Source organism: Halorientalis pallida (assembly GCF_004118325.1).
In the GTDB taxonomy this organism is placed as follows: Archaea; Halobacteriota; Halobacteria; order Halobacteriales; family Haloarculaceae; genus Halorientalis; species Halorientalis pallida.
The window spans coordinates 298178-315920 of the sequence record NZ_RDFA01000004.1 but is presented as its reverse complement, the minus strand read 5'-3'; the positions used below and the strand labels follow the sequence as shown (position 1 = coordinate 315920).

The 17743-nt window shown below is 66.8% G+C and carries 14 protein-coding genes; 7 read left to right on the top strand and 7 right to left on the bottom strand.

The genetic code is table 11. The features are described from left to right. Positions 1-37: 37 nt before the first annotated feature. Positions 38-1555 (top strand): Asp-tRNA(Asn)/Glu-tRNA(Gln) amidotransferase subunit GatB, encoded by a 1518-nt coding sequence (gene gatB / locus EAF64_RS13085; protein ID WP_129069441.1) that lies wholly within the window; start codon positions 38-40, stop codon positions 1553-1555. Between the two features lie 28 nt (positions 1556-1583). On the opposite strand, the gene EAF64_RS13080 is transcribed toward gatB, so the two are convergent. After that, positions 1584-2336, bottom strand: a complete 753-nt coding sequence (locus tag EAF64_RS13080; RefSeq protein ID WP_129069440.1) for a HEAT repeat domain-containing protein — start codon at positions 2334-2336, stop codon at positions 1584-1586. A gap of 176 nt (positions 2337-2512) precedes the next feature. Between EAF64_RS13080 and EAF64_RS13075 the strand changes: the two genes are divergently transcribed. Beyond that, positions 2513-5005 (top strand): DNA topoisomerase I, encoded by a 2493-nt coding sequence (locus EAF64_RS13075; RefSeq protein ID WP_129069439.1) that lies wholly within the window; start codon positions 2513-2515, stop codon positions 5003-5005. Between the two features lie 28 nt (positions 5006-5033). Here the strand turns inward: EAF64_RS13075 and EAF64_RS13070 are convergent, their stop codons facing one another. After that, entirely contained in the window at positions 5034-5819 is a 786-nt protein-coding gene (locus tag EAF64_RS13070; RefSeq protein ID WP_129069438.1) for a TrmB family transcriptional regulator, read from the bottom strand. A gap of 345 nt (positions 5820-6164) precedes the next feature. On the opposite strand from EAF64_RS13070, the gene EAF64_RS13065 reads away from it, so the two are divergent. The 5 genes from EAF64_RS13065 (at position 6165) to EAF64_RS13050 (ending at position 11377) form a co-directional block, all read left to right on the top strand. Further along, positions 6165-8123: a primary-amine oxidase gene (locus EAF64_RS13065; protein ID WP_129069437.1), complete on the top strand. Its 1959-nt coding sequence runs from the start codon at positions 6165-6167 to the stop codon at positions 8121-8123. 1 nt (position 8124) lies between these two features. After that, positions 8125-9456: an ammonium transporter gene (locus EAF64_RS13060; protein ID WP_193767674.1), complete on the top strand. Its 1332-nt coding sequence runs from the start codon at positions 8125-8127 to the stop codon at positions 9454-9456. Positions 9457-9458: 2 nt separating this feature from the next. Continuing rightward, positions 9459-9809 (top strand): P-II family nitrogen regulator, encoded by a 351-nt coding sequence (locus EAF64_RS21040; RefSeq protein WP_193767673.1) that lies wholly within the window; start codon positions 9459-9461, stop codon positions 9807-9809. Between the two features lie 38 nt (positions 9810-9847). Then, positions 9848-10564 carry a hypothetical protein gene (locus EAF64_RS13055; RefSeq protein WP_129069436.1) on the top strand — a complete coding sequence of 239 codons (717 nt, stop codon included), beginning with the start codon at positions 9848-9850 and terminating at the stop codon, positions 10562-10564. A 108-nt stretch (positions 10565-10672) separates the two neighbouring features. Then, complete coding sequence (locus EAF64_RS13050) at positions 10673-11377, top strand: phosphoglycerol geranylgeranyltransferase (RefSeq protein ID WP_129069435.1); 705 nt, start codon at positions 10673-10675, stop codon at positions 11375-11377. Here the strand turns inward: EAF64_RS13050 and EAF64_RS13045 are convergent, their stop codons facing one another. The 5 genes from EAF64_RS13045 to EAF64_RS13025 all read right to left on the bottom strand — a co-directional run bounded on the left by EAF64_RS13045 (position 11378) and on the right by EAF64_RS13025 (position 17582). Next, complete coding sequence (locus EAF64_RS13045; RefSeq protein ID WP_129069434.1) at positions 11378-12322, bottom strand: ABC transporter ATP-binding protein; 945 nt, start codon at positions 12320-12322, stop codon at positions 11378-11380. It abuts the gene before it with no gap. Further along, a complete protein-coding gene (locus EAF64_RS13040; protein ID WP_129069433.1) occupies positions 12322-13548 on the bottom strand; it encodes a FecCD family ABC transporter permease in 1227 nt (408 codons plus the stop codon). The genes EAF64_RS13045 and EAF64_RS13040 overlap by 1 nt, the downstream gene beginning before the upstream one ends. A gap of 48 nt (positions 13549-13596) precedes the next feature. Then, positions 13597-14754: an ABC transporter substrate-binding protein gene (locus EAF64_RS13035; protein WP_129069432.1), complete on the bottom strand. Its 1158-nt coding sequence runs from the start codon at positions 14752-14754 to the stop codon at positions 13597-13599. 131 nt (positions 14755-14885) lie between these two features. Continuing rightward, positions 14886-17096: an amino acid permease gene (locus EAF64_RS13030; protein WP_129069431.1), complete on the bottom strand. Its 2211-nt coding sequence runs from the start codon at positions 17094-17096 to the stop codon at positions 14886-14888. Between the two features lie 36 nt (positions 17097-17132). Further along, the gene (locus tag EAF64_RS13025) at positions 17133-17582 is read right to left on the bottom strand and encodes an NAD-binding protein (protein WP_129069430.1); all 450 of its coding nucleotides are present in this window, start codon (positions 17580-17582) and stop codon (positions 17133-17135) included. Positions 17583-17743 lie beyond the last annotated feature (161 nt).

Below are 17743 nucleotides of genomic sequence, written 5' to 3'. Positions count from 1 at the left end.
GTTAGCCTTTAGCCGGCGGCACACGTTTCGCGAGATAATGACTGCACAGGCTGCCGAAACGGGGGATCTCGTCGCCGTCATCGGGCTGGAGGTCCACGTCCAGCTGGAGACGGCAACGAAGATCTTCTGTGGCTGTTCGACCGACGTCGGCGACGACGAGCCGAACACCCACACCTGCCCCGTCTGTCTCGGTCTCCCCGGTGCCCTGCCGGTCCCCAACGAGGGGGCCGTCGAGGCCGCGGTCAAGGTGGGGAAGGCCATCGACGCCGAGATTCCCGAGGAGACGACGTTCCACCGGAAGAACTACTACTACCCCGACCTGCCCAAGAACTTCCAGATCACGCAGTACGACGCGCCGATCTGCCAGGACGGCGAACTGGAGTTCAACGTCGACGGGACCCGCCGGAGCGTCGACATCCGCCGGGCCCACCTCGAAGAGGACCCCGGGAGCATCAAACACGTCCGCGAGGGCACCGAGGGGCTGGAGAGCCGCACCGTCTCCATCGAGCGTGCCGACTACACGCTGATCGACTACAACCGCGCCGGCACGCCGCTGATGGAGATCGTCACGGAACCGGACTTCCGTGAACCGGGCGAGGTTCGGAAGTTCCTCGAAAAACTCGAAGAGGTGCTGGAATATCTCGGCGTGTTCGACCCCGGCCGTGACGGGTCGCTCCGGATCGACGCCAACCTCTCGATGGTGCCCGCCGAGGACGTCGACGACGACGGCGCGATTCCCGAGTCCGTACTGGAAGACGCCAACCGGACGGAGGTCAAGAACATCTCCAGTCACAAGGGTGCGGAGAAGGCCCTGGCCTTCGAGAAGTCCCGGCAGAAGAAACTCGTCGAGTCCGGCCGGGCGGTCGAGCAGGAGACACGTCACTTCAACGAGACCCACGGCAACACGGTCTCGATGCGTTCGAAAGAAGCGGAGAAAGACTACCGCTACTTCCGCGAGGCCGACCTGCCGCCGCTGCAGGTAGCCGACTGGAAAGAGCGGATCGCCATCCCGGAACTGCCCGACGCCCGCCGCGAGCGCTTCGAGGCCGAGTACGGCCTCAGCGACGAGGCCGCCTCGAAACTCACCAGTACGAAGCAGGTCGCGGACTTCTTCGAGGACGTGGCCGAGGAGTTCGACCCCGACCTCGCGGCGACGTGGGTCGCGGACAACCTCCTCGGTGAACTGAACTACCGCGACATGCAGATCACGGACATCGACGACCGGTTCGACGAAGTGATGCGCCTGGTCGAACTCGTCGCCGAGGACGAGATCACGGCCAAGAACGCCCGTGAAACCGTGCTCCGGGCGATGCTCGACGAGGGGAAAACTCCCGACGCCGTCGTCGAGGAAGCGGACCTGGGCAAGACCAGCGGCGACGAGGTGGCCGCCGCGGTCACCGAGGCCGTCGACGAGAACCCCGGTGCCGTCGAGGACTACCACGACGGCGACGACAACGCGATCAACTTCCTCGTCGGGCAGGTGATGCAGAAGACCGGCGGCAGTGCCGATCCGGGCGACGTGAACCAGTTGCTGCGTGAAGAGCTAGAGGGATAGCACCGCGAGCGCTTTTTGACTGGGACTCTCACTCGGCACCGTCGGTCAGCGCCTCGGCCGCAGCGTCCCGCACTCGTTCGTCGGCGTGGCTCTCGCGGGCGTCCCGGAGCGCTGTGCGCGCCGTCTCGTCGTCGACCTGGCCGAGCAGGGCGGCGGCCTGTCCGCTGACCGAGATCGTGTCGTCGAGCGCGGTCACGAGAATGTCCGTCCGATCCGCGTCGAGGGCGGACAGATCTCGCGCCGCCACACCCCGGGCGATCGCCGAGAGCAGGTACTCCCGGGCTAGCGCGTCGTCCTCGGCCCCCGCGTCGCCCGCGTTCGTGGCAGCGAAGGCGTCGAACAGCGCCTCGACCTGTGCCGGCGCGAACTCGTAGGTGACCCGTGAGAGCGCGTGATACAGGCCGACTGCGCCGGCGGCGCGGACGCCGGGGTCGTCGGCGAGTGCGTACGGCAGTACGTCGTCGACGACCGTCGCGTCGGTGGTGACTGTCAGCGCCTCGGCCGCCGCGAGTCGGACCGACCGCTCGGGGTCGTCCAGGCGCTCGACCAGCGGATCGGCGGCGACCAGTTCGTGGTAGACTTCGACCGAGCCCAGCACCTCCGCGGCGGTGGTCCGAACGAGTGGGGACTCGTCGGACAGTCCCGCGAGGACGTCCTGGGTCGCGTCGTGGCCGTGGGCCAGCGGATCGCGCCCGATCTCGCGAATGCGTGCGGCCCGGTCCGCGGGCTCGGCTGGGCGGTCGTCGGCCGATCCGAGCCACGACAGCAGGCGGCGGAGCATCGGTCTACTGTGGCGGCCGCGAACTGATAAGCCTTGAACCTGCGCGCTCGCCGGTGCGTGGACGTATGTCCCCGCGCAGTCCTGCGATTCCTCGGTTCACTGGGACGAAAGCTTCAAAACCTGTCTGCGCTTAGGCCCTGGCGAATGACCACCCACGCACCGGGAGGTGGGCCGCCGTGGAGTTGATCATCACGGAGAAGGACAACGCCGCGCGGCGCATCGCCGAGATCCTCAGCGAGGACAGCGCTCAGGCCGAACGTCAGAACGGCGTCAACGTCTATCGCTGGGGCGACAAGCGCGTCGTCGGCCTGTCGGGCCACGTCGTCGGCGTCGACTTCCCGCCGGAGTACGGCGACTGGCGCGACGTCGAACCCGTCGAGCTGATCGACGCCGAGATCACCAAGTCCGCGACCAAGGAGAACATCGTCCGCACGCTCCGCCAGCTCGCGGGCCGGGCCGACGAGGCCGTCATCGCGACCGACTACGACCGCGAGGGCGAGTTGATCGGCAAGGAGGCCTACGAGATCATCCGCGACGAGACCGAGGTGCCGATCAAGCGGGTCCGATTCTCTTCGATCACCGAACGCGAGGTGAAAGACGCCTTCGGGGACCCCGACGACCTGGACTTCGACCTCGCGGCGGCGGGCGAGGCCCGTCAGATCATCGACCTGATCTGGGGGGCGGCGCTCACCCGATTCCTGTCGCTGTCGGCCCGGCAACTGGGTGACGACTTCATCTCCGTCGGGCGGGTGCAGTCGCCGACGCTGAAGCTCATCGTCGACCGCGAACGGGAGATCGAGGCCTTCGAGCCCGACGACTACTGGGAGCTGTTCGCCGACCTGACCGACGACGGCGACGCCTTCGAGGCCCAGTACTTCTACGACGACGACGGCAAGGAGGCCGAACGCGTCTGGGACGAGGACGCCGCCGACGAGGCCCACGAGCGGTTGCTGGACGCCTCCAGCGCGACCGTCACCGAGGTCCGGCGGCGCACCCGGACCGACGACCCGCCCGCGCCGTTCAACACCACGCAGTTCATCAGCGCCGCGGGCTCTTTGGGTTACTCCGCCCAGCGGGCGATGAGCATCGCCGAGGAACTGTACACCGCCGGCTACGTGACGTACCCGCGCACGGACAACACGGTGTACCCCGAGGACCTCGACCCAGAGGAACTGCTCGCGGCATTCACCGACACGAACACCTTCGGCGCTGACGCCGCCGGCCTGCTCAACCTCGACGAGATCGAACCCACGCGTGGCGACGAGGAGACGACCGACCACCCGCCGATCCACCCGACGGGCGAACTCCCGAACCGGAGCGAACTCGACGACGACGAGTGGGAGGTCTACGAACTGATCGTCCGCCGCTTTTTCGCGACCGTCGCGGAACCCGCGACCTGGGAACACCTGCGCGTCGTCGCGGACGCCAACGGCTGTCAGCTGAAGGCAAACGGCAAGCGTCTGGTGGAACCGGGGTATCACGCGGTCTACCCCTACTCCAGCGCGAGCGAGAACTTCGTCCCCGACGTGGCGGAGGGCGCGGAACTCGCAGTGTCGGACGTGGAACTGGAGGCCAAGCAGACCCAGCCGCCCCGTCGCTACGGCCAGTCGCGGCTGATCGAGCGCATGGAGGACATGGGTATCGGGACGAAGGCGACCCGGCACAACGTGATCGAGAAGCTGTACGACCGCGGGTACATCGAGAACGACCCGCCCCGGCCGACGACGCTGGCCAAGGCCGTCGTCGAGGCCGCCGAGGAGTTCGCCGACCACGTCGTCAGCGAGGAGATGACTGCCGAACTCGAGGCCGACATGGCGGCTATCGCCAGCGGCGAGGCGACGCTCGACGACGTGACCGAGGAGTCACGGGAGATGCTCGAACGCGTGTTCGAGGAACTCCACGACTCCCGCGAGGAGGTCGGCGATCACCTCCAGCAGTCGCTGAAGGCCGACCGCACGCTGGGCCCCTGTCCCGAGAGCGACCACGACCTGCTGATCCGGAAGAGCCGCCACGGCTCCCACTTCGTGGGCTGTGACGGCTTCCCGGACTGTCGGTACACCCTGCCCCTGCCGAGCACGGGCCAGCCCCAGGTGCTGGAGGAAGCGTGTGAGGAGCACGGCCTGCGGCACGTCAAGATGCTCGCGGGGCGGGACACGTTCGTCCACGGCTGTCCCCAGTGTGCGGCCGACGAGGCCGACGAGAGCGAGGACGAGGTGATCGGCGACTGCCCGGACTGTGGGGCCGAGGAGGGGGGTGACCTCGCGATCAAACAGCTCCGGAACGGGTCGCGGCTGGTCGGGTGTACGCGGTACCCAGACTGTGAGTACTCCCTGCCGCTGCCGCGCCGGGGCGAGATCGAGGTGACCGACGAGCGCTGTGACGAGCACGATCTGCCCGAGTTGATCGTCCACAACGGCGACGAGCCCTGGGAACTGGGTTGTCCGATCTGTAACTACCAGGAGTATCAGGCCCGGCAGGCGGTCGACGATCTGGTGGATCTGGACGGGCTGGGCGAGCGCACGGCCGAGAAACTGGCCGACGCGGACATCGAGACGCTGGCGGACCTGGAGACCGTCGACCCCGAGGCGGTCGCGACGACGGTCCAGGGGGTCAGTGCCGACCAGATCCGCGAGTGGCAACAGCAGGCGGGCGCGGAAGCCGCGGACTGAACGACCAGGCCCGGTCGGTGGTCCCGGACTACGCCTCGAGGGGCGGGGTGCCGTCCTGCCACTGGACCTCGAACAGGTGTTTCAACGTCACACAGAGGTGACTGCTCGCCGTCGAGATGCCGACGTAGCCGTCCTCGTTGGGCACGTGGTAGGCCAGAAGAATCTCCGTCGCGTCGTACATGTACAGCCGCCCCCGGATCTCTTCGACCCGACGGATGTCCATGATCGCGGTCGCGCGCTCCCGGACTGGGGCCTTGATCGACCGGTCGTCGGCGACCAGCGCCTGGATCGAGACGCCGCTGTCGGCCCTCCGTTCGAGGAGCGACCCGTGGTGGTTGAGTATTCGCTCGAAACTCTTCGGGGTCGTGATCATGTGGATCTCGGACTCCGCTTCGTCGGTGAGCAACTCGAGCCGTTCCAGGATGTAGTGTCGGTTCGGGTACGACCAGCCGATATCCGTCTCCGGGGCGGCGGCCCCGGGATCGCTCTCGTCGACCGTCTCCACGAACTCCTCGCCGAGCGTCCGAATCTCCTCCAGTTCGTTCGTCTGTTCGCGTTGCTTGAACGTGCAGAACTGCTCGACGGCCGTGCTCGGCTCGACCGACCCGAACTGTTTGGGACGGCCGGGTTGAACCTTCACGAACCCCTTCGACTCCAGTGAATCGAGTACGTCGTACACTCGCGACTGCGGGATGTCCGCGGACGCAGCGACGTCCTTGGCCGGCGACGTCCCCTGTTGCAGCAGGCTCACGTACGCGTTCGCTTCGTACTCCGAGAGGCCCATCTCCCGGAGGTACATACCGTCGGACGTCACGTGCCATCACTGAACTTCGACATCAATGTAGGTTTTCCTAATATAATGCCACATTGTATGGTGAATATTGTCTCTAAACTCGGATAAATGACTAAATGTTGTGGATATGGGTAGATTTAAAAAATTTATGTGTTTATTCCCGTCGCCCCGTCCGCCGTGCCGGTGATTCGTCGAACGTCCGCCCTGGGCGTCCAGACGCCCGGTCAGACGTTTACCACTCCGCGGTGGTGAACCATTCATATCAACTCCCGGTTCGTCTGGTTCTGATGCATAATGCTGTGTAAGCGTGGTGCGTTTGGGAGAATAGTGGCTGGGAATTCAGAAAATTCGTAAATTAGTAAAAATATGACGACGACTCACAGCCAAACCGAGGCGGCGGAAGAGGCACCGGATCACCCGCTCGATCCACTGACGAGCGGCGAGGTCGAGGCCGCGGTCAACGTGCTCGAAACCGAGTGGGACGTTGGAGACGACGCCGTGTATCACACGGTAGTCCTCGACGAACCGTCGAAAGCGGTAGTAGAGGCGTACGAACCTGGTGATGCGTTCGAGCGGGACGCGTTCATCATCGTTCGGCAGGACGAGGAGACGTACGAGGCAACGGTCTCGATCACCGACGGCGAACTCCGGTCCGTCGACCACGTGGAGGGTGTCCAACCGGCGATCTCCCCCGACGAAGTCGACCTCGCAGCGGAGATCGTCAAGAACGATCCGGAGTGGCAGGAGGCGGCGGCCAAACGCGGTGTCGAGAACTTCGACCTCGCGATCGTCGACCCCTGGCCGGCCAGCGGTTTCGAACCCCCGGAGTACGAGGATCGGCGGCTCCTCCGGGCTATCTCCTGGATTCGAACCGAACCCGAAGACAACGGGTACGCCCGTCCCATCGAGGGCCTGTTCGCGTTCGTCGACATGGACGCGGAGGAGGTCGTGAAGATCGAAGACAACGGCGTCGTCGACGAGGAGAATCCGCTCCCACCTGAAGACGCCGACTTCCGTGCCGATCGCGTCGACACCCGCGACGACTTCGAACACCTCGACGTCGTCCAGCCCGACGGCCCCAGTTTCGAGGTCGACGGCCACGAGGTCGAGTGGCTCGACTGGTCGTTCCGCGTCGGCTGGACGCCCCGGGAGGGCCTGGTCTTCCACGACGTGTCCTTCGACGACGGCGAGGAAGAACGGAAGGTGCTCCACCGGGCGTCGGCCTCCGAGATGGCCGTTCCGTACGGCGACAGCGACGAGAACCACTCCTGGAAGGAGGCGTTCGACATCGGGGAGTTCCACGTCGGTCGGATGGCGAACACGCTGACGGAGGGGTGTGACTGCCTCGGCGTGATGCACTACTTCGACGCCGTGATGAACGACACCGACGGCGAGGCGGACGTCCTCGAGAACGCCGTCTGCATGCACGAAGAGGACGACGGCGTCCTCTGGAAACACACCGAGTGGCGGAAGGGTCACACCGAGATTCGTCGGCGTCGCCGGCTGGTCATCTCGTTCATCGCGACGGTGTACAACTACGACTACGGGTTCTACTGGTACTTCTACCCCGACGGATCCATCGAGGGCGAAGTCAGGCTGACGGGGATCGACTCGAACGGGGTCGTGCCCGCGGGCGTGGACGCGACCGACACGAACGGCGAGTACGCCATCGTCGCCCCACAGCTCAAGACGCCGATCCACCAGCACCACTTCAACTTCCGGCTGGACTTCGACATCGACGGCACGCCAAACCGCGTCAAGGAAGTCCACAACGAACCGGTCGGTGACGAGCGCAGGAAGGCGTTCAAGGCCGAGGAGACGCTCGTCGAGACGGAAGGCCAGTCGCCCGACGACATCGATCCGCTGAACGGCAAGTACTGGCGTGTCGAGAGCACGGAGACGACGAACTCCTACGGTCGTCCCTGCGGATACAAACTCGAACCACACGACAACGTCGTCTCACCGGCCCGGCCCAACTCCAGCACCAGCAAGCGCGCGGGCTTCATCGACCACAACTTCTGGGCGACCCAGTACGACGAGGACGAGATGTACGCCGCCGGCGACTACCCCAACCAGAACGACGAGACGGGCGGCCTCGCCGAGTGGGTCGAACAGGACCGGGACCTCGACGGCGAGGACGTCGTCGTCTGGTACACGCAGGGGGTCAATCACGTGACCCGCGCGGAGGACTGGCCGGTGTTGCCGGTCGAGATCGCCAGCTTCTCGCTCAAACCGGAAGGGTTCCTCGACGAGAATCCGTCGATCACGCTCCCACCGGAACCGTGTCACACCGACCACGACCTGACCTCGACGGGGGACGACTGAGATGACGGGCCTGCTACAGGTCGACCCGGGCGTCGTCGCCGAGGGGGTCAACCTCGTCTGGGTGTTCGTCGCGACCACTCTCGTGTTCTTCATGCACGCCGGCTTCGGGATGCTCGAGTCCGGCCAGGTGCGCTCGAAGAACGTCGCCAACCAGCTGACGAAGAACGTCCTCACGTGGGGCGTCGGCGTCATCGCGTACTTCGTGGTCGGCGTCGCGGTGTCCGCGGTCGTCGCCAGCCTCACCTCCGGCAGCGCGATCACTGCGCCGTTCGGCCACCTCTCGGCCGGGTCGACCGCGTGGGCCTCGATCCTGTTCGGTGCGGCGTTCTCGATGGTCGCGGCGTCCATCGTCTCCGGGGCCGTCGCCGAACGGGCGCAACTCGGCGGCTACCTCGTGTTCACGGTCCTCGTCGGGGCGCTCATCTATCCGGTGGCGACCGGACTGACCTGGGGCGGTGGCTTCCTCGGACAACTCGGCTACATCGACTTCGCCGGCGCGACGGTCGTCCACATGGTCGGTGGAGTCTGTGGACTCGTCGCCGCCTACGTCGTGGGACCACGGGTGGACAAGTTCGACGACGACGGCACGGCGAACGTGATTCCGGGCCACTCGCTCCCCTACGCCGTCCTCGGGACACTCATCCTCGCGTTCGGCTGGTACGGCTTCAACATCGGGACCGCGATCAACGTGTTCCAGGTCACCGACGCCGGTGCGCTGGCACTCGCCGACTACGCGTACGCCGGCCGCGTCGCGATCAACACGGCGCTCGTGATGGGGGCCGGCAGCATCGGTGCGGCGCTGGTCGGACTGGTCCGGCAGGGGAAAGTCGACACGCTCATGACCGCGAACGGCCTGCTCGCCGGCCTGGTCAGCGTCTGTAGCATCGCGGCGGTCGCCAGCTGGGCGGCGACGCTCGTCGTCGGATTCATCGCCGGCGTCCAGGTCGTGCTGGTCTTCGACGTGCTCGAACGCGTCGGGATCGACGACGTCTGTGCCGTCTTCCCGGTTCACGGGTCCGCAGGGGCACTCAGCGCGCTGGCGGTCCCGTTCGTCAACACGAACGCGGCGTTCTCGTTCGGCCAACTCGGTATCCAGATCGTCGGGATCGTCGTCCTCGCGGCCTGGGCCGCGGTGATCACGCTGGTCGCGTACGGCCTGCTCGAAGCCCTCGGCTGGGCACGGGTCGACCGCGAGGAGGAACTCGAAGGGCTGGACGCCTCGGAACACGGCATCGAGACCTATCCCGAGTTCGGCGACCGCGGCATCGCTGGGACCGGTGGCTCGCGCCAGCCGTCCGACGGCCCGGCCGTCACCGACGGGGGTGACGACTGAGGATGGCCGCCGACATCCAGATGATCGTGGCGTTCATCCGACCGGGGAAGCTCAGCGAGGTAAAAAAGGGCCTGGCGGAGGTCGGCGCACCGTCGCTGACGGTGACGAACGTCCGCGGCCGCGGGAGCCAGCCGGTCAAGAAAGGTCAGTGGCGCGGTGAGGAGTACGTCGTCGACCTCCACGAGAAGGTCAAACTGGAGACGGTCGTCGCCGACGTCCCCGCCGACGACGTCGTCGACGCCATCTCCGAGGCCGCCCACACGGGCGACCCTGGCGACGGGAAGATATTCGTCGTCGACGTCGACGACGCCGTCCAGATCCGCACCGGCAAGCGTGGTCCAGACGCGGTCTGATGGCGCCCATTCCGTCTCGGAGACGGTGGGGTCGGGTGGTGGCGGCGGCGCTCCCGGCGCTGGCTGGGGCGTGTCTCGGCGTCGCACCCGTCGCCGCGCACGGAGCCGACCCGACCCGCGATGCCGCCGGGATCGATCCGTGGCCTGCGGTTGCGGCCGTGACGGCTGTCGGGTTGCTCGCCGGCGTGGTCGCCGCGGGGCGACGAAACCGGGCACCGGACGGCACCCGGCGGCTCGACGTCGCGATCGGCGCACTGCTCGTCGCGGTCGGCGTGACGGCGGTCCTGTCGGTCGGCCTCCGACAGCCGTCGGTCGGCGCCGTCGGTATCGTGGTGGGCGGAGCCGCAGGCGTCCTGGTCGCGACCTGGGGCGGGTGTGGGCTCTGTGCGGACGTGACCGCGGGGGCCGTCGCGCTCCACCGGTTCGTCGAGGGCGCGGCGCTCGCGGCCGTCCTGGCCGCCGGAACGTCGGTCACGCTGGTCGGGGTGGTCGTCGTCTCGGGGCACGCGGTCGCGGAGTGCCTCGCCGTCGGCGGCCGCGCCGGCGTCGGTCGGGTGCGGGCCGCCGGTGCCGTCGTGTTCGTCCAGGCCGTCTTCGTGCTCGGCGTGCTCGTCGCGACCGTCGGTCTCGTGCCCGTGGCCGACTTGCCACGCGCCTGGCTGGTCGCGATCGTCGGCGGGGTCCTGTCGGCGCTCGGTATCGCCGAGACCGACGCGGTGGAACGCTGGGGCGCTCGCACTCGCCGCCCCGTATGAGTGGCAGCTGAGGGCGACTGACCCATCGATTCGCCGACTCCCAGAGCGGCGTGGCGCGTCCGACTGCCTTTCCGAAGTAGTTTTCACGGTTCGTCGGAATTGCCGGGTATGAGCGGGCCATGGACGGAGTGGGATCACATCCTGAAGATCGACCCGGACAAGTCGCTGGTCGACGGTGAGACGTTCGAGGACGTGGCGGCGACCGGGACCGACGCCATCGAGGTCGGCGGCACCACCGGGATGACCGAAGAGAAGATGGAGCGGGTCGTCGAGGCCTGCGGCAAGTACGACATCCCGATGTACATCGAACCGTCCAACCCGTCCTCGGTCGTCCACAGCGACGTCCACGACGGCTACCTCGTCCCCATCGTGATGAACGCCGGCGACGTGACGTGGACGACCGGCGCACACAAGGAGTGGGTCCGGCTGGACGACGACATCGACTGGTCGCGCACCTGGACGGAGGCGTACATCGTCCTCAACCCGGAGGCGTCCGTGGCTACCTACACTGGGGCCAACTGCGAGCAGGACGCCGACGACGTGGCCGCCTACGCCGAGGTCGCCGAACAGATGTTCGGCCAGGAGATCGTCTACGTCGAGTACTCGGGCACGCTGGGTGACCCATCGAAGGTCCGGGCGGCAAGCGAGGCCCTGGAGGAAGCCACGCTGTTCTACGGCGGCGGCATCCACGACTACGACTCGGCCCACCAGATGGCCCAGGAGGCCGACGTGGTGATCGTCGGCGATCTCGTCCACGACGAGGGCGTCGAGGCCGTCCGCGAGACCGTCGAAGGCGCGCGAGACGCGAACTGACTACTCTTCGGCTCCGTCCGATTCGCCCGTTTCGTTCCCGCCGTCTCCATCGCCGAGCGCCCGCAGCGGCGTGACCTGCGGGCCGTGGTCGGTCCTCGTGACCGCGGCGTCGATGCCGAACACGTCGGCCAGCAGGCCCTCCGTGACGACCGACTCGGGCGAACCGCGGGCGCAGATCGCGCCGTCTTCGAGCGCGACGACGTGATCGGCGTACTGGGCCGCCTGCTCGATGTCGTGGAGCACGAGCACCACGGTCGTCTCGCTCTCGTCGCGGAGGCGTTCGACGATCTCCATCACCTGGAGCTGGTGGCGCAGGTCGAGGAACGTCGTCGGTTCGTCGAGCAGGAGTACGTCGGTCTCCTGAGCCAGCGCCATGGCGATCCAGGCCAGTTGCTGTTGGCCGCCGCTGAGGCTCCCGACCTCGCGGTCCCGGAGGTGGTCGACGCCGGCCATCGAGATGGCGCGGTCGATGGCGTCTCGATCGGCGTCTGACAGCGACTCGAACGCGCCGCGGTGGGGATACCGGCCGTGTGCGACCAGTTTCTCGACGGTGATGCTGTTGGGCGCGGCGTTGTCCTGCGAGAGCAGGCCGAGTTTCCGGGCGAGTCGCTTCGCCCCGAGTTCGTGGACCTCGGTGCCGTCGACCCGGACGGTGCCCCGGTCCAGGGACAACTGGTCGGCAAGCCCCTTCAGCAGGGTGCTCTTGCCGCTCCCGTTGGGGCCGACGAGGGCGGTCACCTCGCCCGGCGGGACGCGGATCGACTCGCCGTCGACCACCGGCTCGTCGGCGTTTGGATAGCCGACCACGATGTCCTCGCCGCCGAACTCGCTCGCGCCGCCCCCGTCGCTGTCGGTCGCGGGGCTGTCGTCGGTCCCATCTCCGTCGTCGTCCCCACCCAGTGTCGAGCCGACGCCGCCGTCCGTGGCGAATCCGCGTTCCCCCATCAGATCTCACCCAGGTTCTCCTGCCTGCGCATCAGATAGAGGAAGTACGGCCCACCCACGAGGCCGGTGACGATGCCGACGGGGATCTGCGTGGGGCGCAGCGCGAGTCGCGCGCCCACGTCGGCGGCGACCATCAGCGCCGGGCCGGCGAACAGACAGCCGATCAGCAGCTTCCGGTAGTCGCTGCCGACGACGTTGCGGACGACGTGAGGGACGATCAGGCCGACGAAGCTGACGATGCCGGCGACGGCGATGCTCGCCGCGGCCAGCAGGACCGCGACGGCCGACAGACCAAACCGCGCGCGCTCGACGCGCATCCCCAGGGACTTCGCGGTACTCTCGCCCAGCAGGAGGACGTTCAGCTGTCTGTCGCTCAGGATCGCGAGTGCGAGCCCGAAGACGGTCCAGGGGATCGCGATCCGGACCTGTTCCCAGTCGACGCCGGTCAGCGAGCCCGTCGTCCACTGGATCGCCGACTGGACGACACCGATGTTATCGGCGAAGAAGAACATCGCGGTCTGGAGCGAGCCGAAGACGGTGCTGACGATGACGCCGGCGAGCACCAGCCGTACCGGCGAGGTCCCGTTCTTCCAGGCGATGGCGTAGACCAGCAGGAAGGCGGCGATCCCGCCGATCGCGGCGATCACGGGCAAGAGGGCCGAGAGTCCGAGCGTGATCTCGGTGACGACCAGCGGCACGACGAGCGTGACGCCGGCGAAGGCCACGAGCGTCAGCAGGATCGCCAGCCCGGCACCCGAGGACACGCCGAGGATGAACGGGCTCGCGAGTTCGTTCCGGGTCACGGCCTGGAAGATCGCGCCCGAGACCGCGAGGTTCATGCCGACGAGAACCGCGACGAGCACCCGTGGCAGTCGGATGTTCCAGACGATCAGGCTCTCGGTACGCATCTCCGGGACGGCCTCGCCGAGCAGGAACGCGTCCCACGCCTGTGGGTCGAACAGGACGTTGGGGTTGAACACCGCCGCCCAGGCCTGGCCGATGGTCATCTCGTAAGAGCCCATGCTGACCTGCACGAGTCCCCCGACGACGACGACGGCCGTACTCCCGAGGATCAGGGCGAACAACGGGGCGTCGAGCCACGCGAACCGGCGGACCAGACGGCCCGTCAGTCCGCCGCCAGCGCCAGTCTCGCGTGCCCGCCACGGCGTCGTCCGATCCGCGAGACTTCGGTCCCCGTCTTCGCTCGCCCGTTCCTCTTCGGTCATCGAGAGCGGTCACCCCCCAGACTGTAGTCCGTCGATCCCGGTGGCATCTCAGAGCGCCCCAGCGACGATGTCGGCGACGCGGTCGCGGTCGAACAGTTCGCCGGAGAACCGGTCCGGGTACCGATCCTTCGCCCCGCGCTCGACGAGAAAGAGGTTGTAGATCGGTCCCTGGTAGGTCGGACCGCCTCTGAAGACGCGGCCGTTCTGGACGGCCGTCAGTTCACTCGCCACGTCGTGGTTGCGCATGTACTCGACGACGGTGTTCTCGAACTCGGTGGCCGTCTTGCTCCCGTGGCCCTCGAGCAAGAGGACGTCCGGGTCGATTTCGAGCAACTGCTCGTAGTCGATGCGTTTGCGGTTCGTCGAGCTGAACCCCTGCACGTCGGTCCCGACGAGCGCGTCTCTCACGCCGAGGTCACGCCAGTGTTTGACGCTGGTCCCGCCGGTGTCGAAGCGGTACGGGGAGAACACCTCCGGCTCGGTGCCGTTGGCGTGGGCGAACAGACCGGTGGGACGTTCGGACTCGGGTGGCAGGGCGTCTGCGACCCGGCCCCGGACGTACTCGTCGTGGAGGGACTCGAATGCCTCGTACCGATCCGTCGCCTGGAACACCTCGGCGACCTTCTCGAAGGCCTCGTACATCGAGTAGTAACGGTAGTCCCCGTGACAGACGCCCGTCTGTCGGAAGATGAGGTTGTCGACGAAGGGCCCGACTGTGTCGCGGATTTCGTCGACGTCAGTTCGTTCCCAGCCGTCGAAGTTGTTGATCAGCCAGTTCGGGTCGATCACGTGGACGTCCGCGTCCATCTCGAAGAAGATCTCCTGGTCGATCCCGCTCTGGTACAGTTCGTACAGCGAGTCCTTGTCGACGCTGACTCCGTCGAGTTCGTCGTACCAGCGGGTGTAGAAGCGGGGCTTGTAGCCGGCGCTCTGCAGGCCGTCCGCCTGCCCGAGCGCGACGCCCATGTCCGCGTACCCGGGACAGTAGACCGCCCACGTCTCGGGTACGCTGTCGAAGCTGCCCTCGCCCGTCGGTGCCATCTCGACCGTGTAGGACCCGCCCGAATCCGTCCGGTTTCCATCGCCGCTATCCCCCTCTCCCTGGCCCACGATGTCCGAACAGCCCACGAGCAGGCCGCCGGCCGCCAGCGCACTCCCGCCTGTGATGTACTGTCGGCGTGTCGGCGCGGTGTGTGTCGTCTCCACTTTGTTTTAGGCATACCTAAACACGCGTTTAGTGCTTTCGGTTCGCCTAAAAATGTCTCCTGGATGTCCGCGGTGAGACTCGCCGGCGTGGCGTCGGCGCTCGGCCGGGGAGCGGTCGTTTCGACCGGGACTCAGAAGACGAGTCGCTCGACCACCCGCCGGAGGAACCCGGGTCCGTCGGAGCCGGCCGGTTCGATCTGGACGGCAGTACAGTCGACGCTGTCGACGATCCAGTCGGCGGGCCGGCCGAACAGGTTGCTCCGGAGGCGACCGCCGTCGGTCCCGATGATCAACACGTCGGCCGGGTCGGTGGCCGAGACGAAGTCGTGTGCTGGCTCGTCGCTCTCGACGATCGAGCGGTAGACGGGCACCGAACAGAGCTCCTCCAGTTCGGACAGATACTCCTCGATGGTCTCGCGCTGGGGTTCGGTCGCGCTCCCGGTGACGGGGTAGCGGAGGTCGATTCGCGACCCCGTCTCGCTCGCCAGCGCGTTCGCGATGGCGATTTTCTGCGGATCGAACGGGCCGTCGTCGGTCACGACCGTGATGGAGTGGATGTCCGTGAGGTCCCGCTCTTCGATCAACAACACGTCACAGGGGGCCTTCCGCGTGATCCACTCCCCGCTCGTGCCGAAGATCGACGCGTACGGCGAAGCGTCCTCACGTTCGAGCAACAGGAAGTCGGCGTCCTCGTCCTCGGCGAAGTTGACGACCGCTCGCTTGACATCGTGGCTGACGAGCTCGCCGTACTGGATCGGGACGTCGAACTCCTCCGTTAATTCGGCCGTGCGTCGCTCGAAGTCCTCGTCGGACGCCGACATGGTCTCGGAGGCGTGGCCGAGCGGTGCCTGATCCGGCACCTCGTCGAACTGGACGACGGTAACGCTCCCGTCGTTCTTTCGGGCGATGTCGGCGGCGATCCGGACCAGCGACCGCTCGCGGTCCGCGCTCGTGGCTTCCGTGATCGCGACCACCACCTCGTACCCCTCGATCTCCTCGAACGTCGACTTCGTGCGTTCGATGGCCTCCTGCCCGATCGCTCGCCGGAGTACGTCGGTCGCCGCCCCCTCGCGCTCGACTTTCCCGCGGGCGTAGTAGAGGTACCACAGGACCGACCCGACAGTGATGACGAGCGCCCCGACAAGCGGGATCGTGCCCATGAAGCCGATGAGCGCGAGTCCGCCGACGATCCCGGCGATCTGGGTCCAGGGGTACAGCGGCGACTCGAAACTCGGGTCGTACTCGCCTACGTCACCCTCGCGGAAGGCAACGACTGCACCGTTGACGAGGGCGAAGACGACGATCTGAAAGGCGCTCGCAAGTTTCGCGATCTCCTCGATGGGCACGAACGCGATGAGCAACACCATCACGACGCCGGTGAGCGTGATCGCTCTCGACGGGGTCCCCCACGACTCGTGGATCTCCGTCAGCGACGGGGGAGCGAGCTTGTCGCGAGCCATCGCGAACGGGTACCGTGACGAGGAGAGGATACCGGCGTTGGCGGTGCTGATCAGCGCGAGGACGGCTGCGACGATGATGGCGACTACGCCGGGGAAGGCGAGTGTCGCCTCGGCGGCGTTGATCATCGGGACCGCCGAGTCGCTCAGCACGGCCGGCGGCGTCACGCCGACCATCACGACGACGATGAGGACGTACAGCACCGTCGTGAACCCGAGCGAGGCGAGGATCCCGAGGGGGATGTTCCGGTCGGGATCTTCGATCTCCTCGGCGATGCTGGCGACTTTGGTCACGCCGGCGTAGGAGACGAAAACCAGTCCAGTCGCGGCGAGCAGCCCACCGGCGCCCTTCTCGAAGAACCCGCCGTAGTAGCTCCCGGTCGTGTTCGGGAGGCCGGAGACGACGAACCACACCATCGCCAGCAACATCACGACGACGATCCCGATCTGGAGTCGGCCGGTCTGTTTCGCGCCGACGAGGTTGACGACGATCAGGAGGGCCGCTAGCGCGAGCGCGACGGGTTTGACCGGGAGCTCGAACAGGTACAGCAGGTACGGGACGCCGCCGATGAGCGCGAACGCGCCCTTGAACGCGAGCGAGAACCACGTCCCCACGCCGGCGATCGTGCCGAGTAACGGACCCATCCCCCGCTCGATGTAGATGTACGTCCCGCCGGCTTCGGGCATCGCCGTCGCCATCTCCGCCTTGCTCAGGGCGGCGGGCAAGACGAGGATTCCGGCGACCAGATACGCCAGGATGACCGCTGGGCCGGCTGTCTTCAGCGCCAGTCCAGGCAGGATGAAGATACCGCTCCCGACCATCGCACCGACGCTGATCGCGATCACTGCGGGCAGTCCGAGATCACGTTCGAGTTCTTTCGGCATTGTGTGGGGTGGAAATGACAGTAGAAGTGGGTTTTCTCAGGAACCCGGCTCCGGGGACGAGAGCTGATCACGGACGGCACCGGCCAGCAACGACGATGCGTCGAGGAAGTGAACGTCCGCGTTCTCGAACGCGTCACGGTACGCTCGCTCGGCGATACACGCGATCACGGTCTCGACGCCGCAACTCACGCGGAGCAACTGCGCCGTCAACAGCGCCGTGCGGTCCGGGTCGAAAGTAACGACTGCCGTGTCGATCCCCGCCGTTACCCCACGGAGACTCCCTGCGTCGGTCACATCGACGTGACTGGCGTCCAGTCCGGCGGCGGTCGCCTGCCGAACGAGTCCCGCATCGGCGCTGGCGAACCGAACCGTTGCGGATTCGGCAAGTCGCGTAGCGACCCCCCTGGCATCGTCACTGCCGACGATCAGGATCGGTCCGTCGTCAGCGAGTAAATCGCCGGGAATCGGCCGGTTTTGAGTCGTCATCGTTGGATGCTCGATCGACAGACGCTAGGCCCTCCGGGCGATGTGCCGCCCGAATCCAGTGGTTCGTCCGCCGTCTGATCGCTAGTCGTTGCTGGAACGGGATAAATAGACCGATTATTTTGCGCAATGCGGAAAATATGGGCGCGCAAAGAGTCGAAACG